This is a genomic window from Oleiphilus sp. HI0080 (assembly GCF_001635135.1).
This window is the reverse complement of the sequence record NZ_LWFU01000327.1, coordinates 1-10,101: the sequence shown is the minus strand read 5'-3', so window position 1 is coordinate 10,101 and position 10,101 is coordinate 1. Positions and strand designations below refer to the sequence as shown.

Annotated in this window: 8 protein-coding genes; 5 read left to right on the top strand and 3 right to left on the bottom strand. The window is 48.9% G+C overall.

Annotation, left to right across the window (positions count from 1 at the left end; translation table 11 throughout):
* Positions 1 to 11: 11 nt before the first annotated feature.
* The 3 genes from A3751_RS04200 to A3751_RS04190 all read left to right on the top strand — a co-directional run bounded on the left by A3751_RS04200 (position 12) and on the right by A3751_RS04190 (position 5,477).
* Complete coding sequence (locus A3751_RS04200; RefSeq protein ID WP_068452522.1) at positions 12 to 1,694, top strand: VWA domain-containing protein; 1,683 nt, start codon at positions 12 to 14, stop codon at positions 1,692 to 1,694.
* Complete coding sequence (locus tag A3751_RS04195) at positions 1,694 to 3,097, top strand: BatD family protein (protein ID WP_068452518.1); 1,404 nt, start codon at positions 1,694 to 1,696, stop codon at positions 3,095 to 3,097. The genes A3751_RS04200 and A3751_RS04195 overlap by 1 nt, the downstream gene beginning before the upstream one ends.
* Before the next feature lie 70 nt (positions 3,098 to 3,167).
* Positions 3,168 to 5,477, top strand: a complete 2,310-nt coding sequence (locus A3751_RS04190) for a tetratricopeptide repeat protein (protein WP_068452515.1) — start codon at positions 3,168 to 3,170, stop codon at positions 5,475 to 5,477.
* Positions 5,478 to 5,552: 75 nt separating this feature from the next.
* On the opposite strand, the gene A3751_RS04185 is transcribed toward A3751_RS04190, so the two are convergent.
* Positions 5,553 to 5,882 carry a DUF6482 family protein gene (locus A3751_RS04185; RefSeq protein ID WP_068452513.1) on the bottom strand — a complete coding sequence of 110 codons (330 nt, stop codon included), beginning with the start codon at positions 5,880 to 5,882 and terminating at the stop codon, positions 5,553 to 5,555.
* A 530-nt stretch (positions 5,883 to 6,412) separates the two neighbouring features.
* Positions 6,413 to 7,354, bottom strand: a complete 942-nt coding sequence (locus A3751_RS04175) for a sodium-dependent bicarbonate transport family permease (RefSeq protein WP_068452506.1) — start codon at positions 7,352 to 7,354, stop codon at positions 6,413 to 6,415.
* A 116-nt stretch (positions 7,355 to 7,470) separates the two neighbouring features.
* Here A3751_RS04175 and A3751_RS04170 point away from each other — a divergent pair, with 116 nt between their 5' ends.
* Both A3751_RS04170 and A3751_RS04165 read left to right on the top strand, forming a co-directional pair.
* Complete coding sequence (locus A3751_RS04170; protein WP_068452503.1) at positions 7,471 to 8,442, top strand: LysR family transcriptional regulator; 972 nt, start codon at positions 7,471 to 7,473, stop codon at positions 8,440 to 8,442.
* Between the two features lie 26 nt (positions 8,443 to 8,468).
* A complete protein-coding gene (locus tag A3751_RS04165; RefSeq protein WP_068452501.1) occupies positions 8,469 to 9,836 on the top strand; it encodes a ribonuclease J in 1,368 nt (455 codons plus the stop codon).
* Positions 9,837 to 9,850: 14 nt separating this feature from the next.
* On the opposite strand, the gene A3751_RS22090 is transcribed toward A3751_RS04165, so the two are convergent.
* The gene (locus tag A3751_RS22090; protein WP_156492245.1) at positions 9,851 to 10,015 is read right to left on the bottom strand and encodes a hypothetical protein; all 165 of its coding nucleotides are present in this window, start codon (positions 10,013 to 10,015) and stop codon (positions 9,851 to 9,853) included.
* Between the last annotated feature and the right edge of the window lie 86 nt (positions 10,016 to 10,101).

Sequence of the window (10,101 nt, the reverse complement as noted above, 5' to 3'; positions counted from 1 at the left end):
AGAGGTAATGGATGATAGATCTTTCAATGCTTGCAGCATTTCATTTTATTCGTCCTTGGTGGTTGGTCGCACTTATTCCATTGGCCTATACGGTTTGGCGTTTGCGACTTAAACGAGACCAGAGCGCGCAGTGGCAGCAAACGATTGCCCCGCACCTCTTAAAAGCTTTGACGGTCGGGGGAGAGCACACCCGATGGCTTTCACCACTGAATGTGAGTGCTGCGGCTATTTTCATCGCAGTGATTGCCGTGGCCGGCCCAAGTTGGGAGCGTAAGCCGTTACCCTATGTGCAAGACGAAGCACCGTTGATCATTGTCTTGTCATTGGCAGAAAGTATGAATCAGTCGGATGTTCAGCCATCTCGGTTGCAACGCGCACAACAAAAGATCAGTGACTTGCTGACGCTTCGAAAAGGCAGCAAAGTCGCCATCATCGCTTTTGCTGGCACTGCACACCTGGCGGTACCACTTACCACAGACCCTGATATTGTTTTTCAATTTTTGCATGCACTGAATTCAGGGATGATGCCAACAGAGGGAAGTATTCCCGAAAAAAGTATTCCGTTGATCGAGGCGGTGAAAGGTCCTGATTCGCCGCCAGCAACGATTCTCCTGATTGCTGATTCAAGCTCTGCAAATGCGCCAGAAGCATTTAACGCGTACTTGGAAGGGACTGCTGATCAGCTAATCGTTTTCGGAATTGGAGCTGATGCACCTTCATCTGATAGTGGCGCGAGTGATACCGAAAGCCTTTCGTTGCCGTTTAATCCTCGGTCTTTGGAAGCGCTGGCGGAAGCAACTCGCGGTACCTACGTTCAGCTTAGTTTTGATAAGCAAGATATATCCCGAATAAGTAAAAGCGTGGAGCAGCACTTGGCATTGGTGGATGACGATAATCGGCCCTGGATCGATGCGGGATATTATTTGTTGTTCCCCTTTGCTATGTTGTTTTTGTTCTGGTTTCGAAAGGGTTGGACGCTGCAATGGTGCGCAGTGGTGCTCGTGAGTTGGTCTTTGCATGTGCCGCCAGTACAAGCACAAGAGCCTCAAAATGCGCACGAGTCTTCGGCGGTAGTCGCAGAAATTGCGGCTAAAACGACAGTTCTGGGGAGAGCGTGGTCGGGATTTCTTCAGTTATGGTTTACGCCGGATCAACTAGGTCGAATTTACTTTGAGCTGGGGGATTTTAGCAAGGCGGCTTATTATTTTGAGGATGTTCGTTGGAAAGCGTCTGCTTACTACTACGCAGAGAATTTTTCGAATGCAATTCAGCTTTACAGTGGGCTAGAAGCGCCCAATGACCTTTTTAATCTTGGTAATGCTTTCGCGCAGAATCAAGAATACATTAAGGCGCTAGAGGTTTATGAGAAGGTTCTGGATCTGGATCCGGAATACGTTAGGGTCAATGCGAACATCGAAATCGTTCAAGCAATCGTCGATGAGATTAATTTGATGAGCGCTAACCAACAGCCGGAGTCAGGGGAGGATATTGGCGATTTAGGGGATGAGCCGCAGCGAGCGGATGGTGCCGAGCGACAACAGCTGCCAGACTTCGAGCGCAAGCAGCTCAGTGCAGAACAGATTCTGTCGGACGAACGAATCCAAGATCAGTGGTTGAAACAAGTACAACAAGACCCTTCCCGGTTTTTGCGGGTGAAGTTTCAGATGCAGCTCAATCAGCAAGGAGGTGAATAGTGCGTCTTCAATCGGCCCTTGCGACAATAAGCTGCGCATTTTGGCTGATGCTGTGGAGTAGTTTTATCGCCGCCAAGTCGATCGATTTAGAAGTCAGGGCGTGGGTCGAACCATCAGAAGAGATCATTGTTTCGCAGCAAGTTATTTTGAACGTTGAGGTATCGACGTCTAGTTATTTTGTTGGCGGCACACGCTTACTACAGCCGGAAGTCTCAGACGCGATCGTGTTGCGGCGGGAATCCTTTGCCGTCAACTCTACCAAAAGGATAAGCGGCGAGACTTGGGCTGTGCAGCTTTGGACCATGACAGTTTATCCTCAACGCGAGGGTCGCTTCGAGATTCCACCGATCGACATAGAGACAACGGTTTCGGGCGAAGATGGGCAGCCCACCAAACTGTCTGCACGTTCTGCAGAGGTTTCGTTTGAGGCGAATGTGCCATCCGGTGCGCCGCAAGATGCTCAGTGGGTAGCAACTACAGAGTTCTCAGTTGAAGAGCACTTTGATCGTGATTTTGATAGTTTAGCGCTCGGAGACGCGATTAGTCGTACAATTACTTTTCGTGGCGATGATCTTGCAGCGATGATGCTCCCTGAATTGCGCTTCGACCGAACGCACGACGGGCTTTCTATCTACCCGACACCTCCTGAACTGAGCGACAAGGTAAATCGCGGTGACTACCTGGCTCAACGCATTGAGAAAATCACCTACGTGGTAGAGAAACCCGGACGGTTTACCATCCCAGAACGACGTTTTCATTGGTTCGATCTCGGTAGTCGCACATTTAAGGTTGAGGTTTTGCCGGAGCAAACCATTACCACCGTTTTGAGCCCTCGTTACTATCTACGCTCTGCTATTGAGTCGACGGTCGACTTCATGTCAGAACGAAGCGTGTTTGATTGGATCTTGTTGGTTGTTTTTATCTTTGCCTGCTATCGATTGAGGACGCGATTTAAAGCGCTGCTTCGTGCTTACCATCGCGACAAAGCGAATAGAAAAGCGCGGCGTGATTTGGAGTCGAGGTTTGTTGCTGAATGCCGTTCTTCTAACTTCATCGAAGCGGCGAGGCTGCTATACCGTTGGCTTGACTTGCGAGCGCAAGCCGATGACCACGCTAGACCTTCAAAAGGCAGTTCCGACAATCGCATTGAATGGTCGAACGGTAATGGTGTAATGCGTGAGTTTATTGACTCTTTTAGAGGGGAATCGGACGAGCAGTCCGTCAGTGCGGTGCTTGAAGCGTTCGAGTCTTTGATGGCCGAAGCGTTTGATAAAGCACAAAGAGCGTCACCGGCCTCGGATAGAGGCGTTTTTAAGCGCATGATTCGAGAGCTTGCGACGCTGGAATCACGCAAGAAGCGCTCGTTGCTGCGCTTGAAGCAAATTAACTTAACGCTAAATTGACAAGCTGAGCCAGCTCCATCCATGATGCTCTAAAAATAAAGAGAAGAAACCAGAGAAGTAAAGAAAAAGCATGAAAACCCTTGTATTAAGTGTCGTCAAAAAAGCGCGGCAAAGTCTTACGATAATGCGCTGCTTGTTCGGCGAAAAAATCCCTTTTTTGCTTTTACTTTTACTATCCTCAGGCCAGATGTTTGCTGAGGGCAATCAACACATCAAAACATTTGTTGGCAGCGCTGTGTGCGCGAGTTGTCATAACGCCGAATATACGTCTTGGGCTTCCTCCCATCATGCCCAGGCGATGATGCTGCCGACTGATGAGTCTGTTGTTGGAGATTTCTCGGGCGTCAGTTTCGAACATGATGGCGTTGTTTCTACCTTCTCCAAACGTAAAGGGGACTTCGTTATTAGCATTGATGACGGGGTTCAGGTGTCGTTTGAGGTTGCCTACACGTTCGGGATTTTTCCTCTTCAGCAATATTTGATAAAGACTGACGGTGGTCGCTATCAGGCCTACGATGTGGCTTGGGATGCGCGTTCAAAAGAAGACGGTGGGCAACGCTGGTACAAATTACTTCCAGATGAAAATACCGGACCTGACAGCCCATTCCACTGGTCACGTCACACTCAAAATTGGAACTCACGTTGTTCAGATTGTCACTCGACGGGTGTCGAACGAGGTTACTCCACTCAGACGAACACGTTTAACACTACGTTTTCTGAGTTAAACGTTGCGTGTGAAGCATGTCATGGGAAAGGGAGCGAGCATGTTCGTCTTGCTCAAAAAAACGGACTGCCAAGTGCGCAGTTTGGCGGATTTGATATGAGTTTGGCTCCGACGTCGCAGTTCAGATTTACCGATGATCGTGATATTGCTGTTCCTTTCGGGACACCTTCTCAAGCTCAGGTAAACGCATGTGGTGGATGTCATTCGAGACGCCAGCTTATTGGCGCAGTGGACCCTGCCGACGATTATCACAACCAATATTTACTGCGCCGCTTAGAGTCTCCGTTATATTACTATGATGGACAGATTCGGGATGAAGTGTTTGTACTTGGTTCTTTTTTACAAAGCAAAATGGCGAATGCAGGCGTGCAATGCAGTCATTGCCACGAACCCCATTCAGGTAATTTAAAAGTTGAAGGCAATGGCGTGTGTACTCAGTGCCACAAGCCCGCAGTGTACGATGTGCCCGAGCATCATAAGCACCCAATGGAAAGCGCAGCAGCGCAATGTGTGACCTGCCATATGCCGGAAACCACTTATATGGAGGTGGATGATCGGCGAGACCACTCTTTTAGGGTGCCGCACCCTCGTGCATCTGAAGTCGCCGAATCACCGAGTGTATGTAAAGACTGCCATAAAGCACAGTCAAACAGCTGGGCGCAAGAACATGTTGATCAGTGGTCAAAAGAGAGACCGTTTAACCCGTACGCAACACTTAGCGCTAAAATACAGAAAGCAGACCCCTTGATTCTTCGCCCTTTGGTCGAGTTCTTGGCGTCTGATGCGCTTCCGCCCATCAATAAGGCTACATTGCTTGCCAGCACAGGGCGAGTGCCTTCAAGGCTGACGGCAGAAACATTACAAGAGAACATAAGCTCGGTGGATCCTATGGTTAGGGCGGCAGCGATTGACGCCAGTGACTTTATACCGATTCAGCATCGCTATGGGATCTTTAGAGGTCTGATTAAAGATCCTTCGGCAACCGTTCGGTTTTCGCTTGCGCGACAATTAGCTGGTTACGAGCGGTCACTTTCGGGGCAAGCGCGTGCTGACGTCATGACGTTGTTAAATGAGTACGAGGATCAATTGCGTCTTTCTGCAGATTTTCCTTCGGGCCAACTCGCGCTTGCAGATTATTATCTGCGAAGAGGTATGGTTGAACGCGCATTTGCCGCATTTGATCAAGCTTTGGAGATAGAGCCCGATTTTGCCGCTGCTCTGCTCAATAAGGCGGATCTTTATCGATCTATTAGTGACGAAGAGAATGCAGAGCTTACCTTAAAGCAGGCGATTAAAGTCGCGCCTGATAGTGGAGCTGTTCAACATAGCTACGGACTAAATCTCGTTCGTTTAGGGCGAAAACAAGAGGCCTTAGAACATTTGCGCCTTGCTACGCAGCAAGTCGACGCCAATTCACGGTTTTATTACGTGTACGCAATCGCATTGGACGGTCAGGGAATGCCGGATAAAGCGCTTGCCGTATTGCAATCGGCGAACGAGCAATGGCCCAACCAGTACGATGTACTACTGGGTATTGTTACCTTTTTGGAGAAGATGGGACGAGCCCAGGAAAGTATGAAGTATCTTTCTAACCTGAGTGCTATTGCTCCCAACGACCCAGCCGTCCGTGCTCGCGTTCAGCAGCTTTCCCAATAAGCGTCCGAGCGTACCTTGTGGAAGTGGTGGCATAGCCTACTGCGGCTTTGCGATCACTTCTGTTGCTTGCTCAATCTAAGCTCGACTTGTTAGTGTTTCTGTTGTGATATCAATAATGAGCTTGTTTGAGGAAGAGGCCGAAGCGCTGTCTGGCGTCGAGTGTCCGATCATTTCGTCATAGGCGGAATGATGTTCCAGGCTGACTGAATCAACGATGATGTCGTGCAGTAAATCGGTTAATGCATTTGGGTGACGCTCCGTTAGATAGTTGCCGGCCTCATCAGTCAGTAAAATCTCTTGGCCGTTCGATCGTGCCACCATTCGATAAATCGAACCTTCGAAGGATTGGACGACGACTTGCGGGGGAGTTGGTAGGTGAGCTAATTCTTTAACGCGCATTTTCATAAGCATTCTCCGAGTATGGATTCAGTAAGCGAAGCAAATGATCGTGAATCTAAAAGACTTACGTGGCGCGATATCGCTTGGATCGTTTAAAAATTCAATGGCTCGTCTTTTTGGCCCAACAAGTCCGCCTTAATTAAGTGTTTTGAAAATAGATAGTCGCTATAAAACATCTTTGGGGTCGAATTCGAAGTCGCCTTTATTTTGGTTTAGTGTTTGGCGACAGGTATTGGCAATGAGTTGTGCGTTTATCTCCCAATAGGGCACCGAAGATACGGGGAGGAATCCCTCCTTTTTCAATGCACTCATAATGGCATTGCGAGCACCTTGTACCTGTCGCAACGAATGAAATGGACCTTGCGCTTTTATCCTTGTTGGCGGTTTATTGTCGATCCCAGCTAAGCACACAAGCATGAATGTGCTGTCGTCGCGGCATTTGATATGCAGTTCGGTGCGTGAAGGGGGTTCGTCTCTCAGCAGGACTCTTGCGGCGGAGTTTCTTGTATCATCGCTTGCGTCATACTTAAGGTGCATCAGGTTATAACAAGCTGAATAATTTGGTGGTAAATGGGGATACCAATGATGACATTGAACGGGAAAGTGATCCCCAATGACATCAACATTGCTAGCCCAATATTCGCATCGGGGATAGCCGCGCGAATGGCTGCTGGTGCGGCAATATAAGACGAGCTTGCTGCGAGGGTCGCCAAGATAAGAACAGAGCCCGCTTGTAACCCCAGCAGCAAGCCCAGAGCAATGCCAAGTTGAGCAAGTACTAAGGGCGCTACTAAGGCAAATAGTAATGCCTTCCACTTTTTCCATGGAATTGGTCTAAGGGTTTCAGCTGCCGTTAGACCCATTTCCAGCAAGAATAGGGCAAGTACGCCTTTGAATGCACCGGTCAATAACTCCGTAACGGCTGCCCCTTCCTGTGGACCATACATGAAACCAATGCATACACCGCCGACGAGTAAAATGACGCCTCTGTTGGTAAACGTTTCGTGCCAGAGTGCTGCGCTGCTTCCCGCGTTGGCAGCAGGATTTGCCTTGCGGAACAAAGCCAACGCCACGAGAATTGCGGGCAGCTCAAGCATCACGAGGTAGAGTGTCACCTGAGGATCGTACGCGATTTGTGCCGTTTCAGTGTAAGCAAGGACGACAGCAAACGTTCCTGCGCTTACGGAACCATAATGTGCTGCGATACTTGCGGTGTCGGCATTATTAAGGCGCACCACGTACTTGAGCAGGGGCATGATCGCGAGCGGTATTAGCGCTCCCAGTAATGCCACAGCGATGAGCTCCAGTAAAAGGGAGGCATCCAGCGACCCATGAAGTACCATGCCTCCTTTGAGGCCGATGGTAAGCATCAATAATAAACTGAGGGTGTCGTAGGCTGCTTTCGGAATCTCGAGATCTGAACGAACGACTCCCGCCACCAGACCGAGCAAGAAAAACATCACAACAATATCAGGCATGACTCTGTTCTCTCCAAACCGCAAGCGCTAGGTCTTTAAGATATGAGATTAAACTCATAAGATACAATGATTCAATGTTATCTTATCTATAACCTAATCTTCTAGGATGTCATGTCATGGCACTGTCAGTCCAAAAACTATTGAATCGTCTCTCATTGCGCCAACTTCAAATTTTTTCTGCGGTTTATGAGCAGAGTGGATATAGCAAAGCGGCTGATTTGCTGGGTCTTTCGCAACCAGCGGTGAGTGCGCAGATTAAGCATCTTGAAGAAGCGCTCGACGTGAAGCTGTTTGAGTTTGTAGGGCGCAAGCTTTACCGTACGCCGGCGGCTGAGAAAGTCCAGCAAAGCGTTTCTCTTATCTTCGAGGAGATACAGCGTTTACAGCATGAATTGCACAGTTTAGAGGGGCAGGTTTCCGGCGATTTAACGCTCACGGCTGTCAACACGGCCCAGTACATAACACCGTATCTACTAAAACCGTTTCTTGATCGATACCCTTTAGTGAGCGTCCGTGTACATGTTGTGAACCGGGCGCAGGCGATCGAGCGTTTAAATAGCAATCAGGGAGATTTGGTAATAATGGGGATCGTGCCAAGCGAAAAGCCTTTCGCGTCTTTGCCGTTTCTCGACAACGAGCTCATCCCGGTAATGGCTCCAACACATGTTCTAAATACTGAAGACAAGATCACGGCTGAGCAATTTCTTGAATCGGGCGTGCTTGTGCGCGAGAGGGGCTCGGGAAGTCGCTTGGCGTTAGAGCAGCATTGTCATGAGCATACACTCAAATTGCGTTTGAGCATGGAGTTTGGCTCCAATGATGCGACCAAACATGGGGTGTTAGCAGGGCTAGGTGTTGCGGTCTTACCTCGACTAAGTGTTACTAGCGAATTGCGACTAGGCACGCTTGTATCCCCGGAGATTGACGGGTTTCCCATAAAGCGGGCATGGTGCTTGGTCCATCCTTCGGCGAAAAAACCTTCTTCGGTCGCTCAGTATTTTCTGGACTTCGTTGCCGATAATCAGGGGAGAATTGCAGAGGCCTTTCGTCTTGCAGGGGTAGAAACGGACCGTGTGATTTTCGAATAGAACGACAGCCTCTAAGGAACATTTGGGTGTTTGATAAACCGGTTAAGCAAGATGGGCTTTACTTTTTGCCCTTGGGTGGGACGGGGGAAATAGGGATGAACCTAAACCTCTATCTGCACAATAACCATATGATCATGGTCGATTGCGGTTCAATGTTTCAGGACCCTGACGGCGTGCTTCATCCTCGTCTCGATGAATTTATCGTACCGGATACGCACTTTGTCGAGGAAAACCGCGGCGCACTGCAAGCGATTATTCTGACGCATGCCCATGAAGATCATATTGGCGCGATTCTAGCGCTTTGGCATCGTTTCCCTACACGAATTTATGCCACACCTTTTACTGCTGAGGTCTTACGCCGCAAAGTCGCGCGCTCAAGGGATGATCGCCATAATGATATTCTTGCTCAAATCGTGGTCGTTGAAACGAATCATTGGTATCAGGTCGGGCCATTCGATATTCAATGGAAGCCGCTTACGCACTCTACTCTCGAGTCAAACGGACTTTTGATAAGAACGCCTGTGCATAGCGTATTTCATACGGGCGACTGGAAGTTCGACGCCAACCCGGTAATTGGGCCCGCGACGCCAACACCCTCGGAATTTGCTTTGGACGATGTTTGCATAGACAGCGTTATTTGCGATTCAACGAACGCACTGAAGCCGGGACATTCAGTTTCTGAGCAGGTAGTGATGCAGGGTATTAGAAAAACGGTTGCGCCTCTCACAGGGCGGGTTTTCGTCAGTTGCTTCGCCAGCAACGTCGCGCGCTTGCTGAGTATCGCGCATGTAGCAAAGCAAACGGGGCGTTATTTGGCTGTTCTTGGTCGTGCTTTCGAGAACATGATCTCCATTGCCCGAGCTCTTGATTACTGGCCGAAGCAGCTTAAGATTTACTCAGCTGCAGAGGTTGCGTATCTCCCAAAGGAAGAGGTGATGTATCTCGTTACAGGAAGTCAGGGTGAGCCGAGAGCCGCATTGAATATGCTCACCAAAGGGAGCTTTCGCGGGGTAGATATGGAGGAGGGAGATAGCGTCATTTTCAGCTCAATGCGTATTCCCGGCAACGAAGTCGAGATTGCTCGTCTAATTGCCAACATAAAAGCACGCAAGGTTTCGGTCATAGAAAATGACATGGTCGAACAAGATATTCACGCTTCAGGACACCCATGCCGTGATGAGCTACGGCACCTTTACCGACACATCAAACCGAAGATTATGGTCGCGACGCACGGCACAGCTGAACACCTCTATCAACATAGTCTAATTGCGAAGGAATGCGGCGTTCGACGCACTCTCGTTGGGTTAAACGGGGATTTGTTCCAGTTGCATCCTGTCAGCAAACGTTTTGAGGGGTATGCATCAACAGCCCGCGTGTTGCTTCCTTCGCCTTAACGTTCTTTGGACCGTTAGTTGGCATCTTCAGTGTCGCTATGCGTTAGGATATTTAAGCGTGATAGAAACCCTTGCTCGTTCTCTTCGGGCTTTTTTGGTACAAAGGTTTTGTCTATTTGCGCTCCAATTAGGCTTTCGCCTTTGTGTTCATCTTGTGTGTAAATTAGCTCGTAGTGCATAGTTCAATACCGCTTTGAATCCCATACATTAAAATTTAAACGTTTTGTTATTACTCTATACGTGCGAATCGTTGAATTGGGCGTTA

Coding starts and splice junctions, on each gene's coding strand:
- A3751_RS04190 (WP_068452515.1), top strand. CDS start 3,168: ATGAAAACCCTTGTATTAAGTGTCGTCAAAAAAGCGCGGCAAAGTCTT.
- A3751_RS04200 (WP_068452522.1), top strand. CDS start 12: ATGATAGATCTTTCAATGCTTGCAGCATTTCATTTTATTCGTCCTTGG.
- A3751_RS04170 (WP_068452503.1), top strand. CDS start 7,471: ATGGCACTGTCAGTCCAAAAACTATTGAATCGTCTCTCATTGCGCCAA.
- A3751_RS04175 (WP_068452506.1), bottom strand. CDS start 7,354: ATGCCTGATATTGTTGTGATGTTTTTCTTGCTCGGTCTGGTGGCGGGA.
- A3751_RS22090 (WP_156492245.1), bottom strand. CDS start 10,015: ATGCACTACGAGCTAATTTACACACAAGATGAACACAAAGGCGAAAGC.
- A3751_RS04185 (WP_068452513.1), bottom strand. CDS start 5,882: ATGAAAATGCGCGTTAAAGAATTAGCTCACCTACCAACTCCCCCGCAA.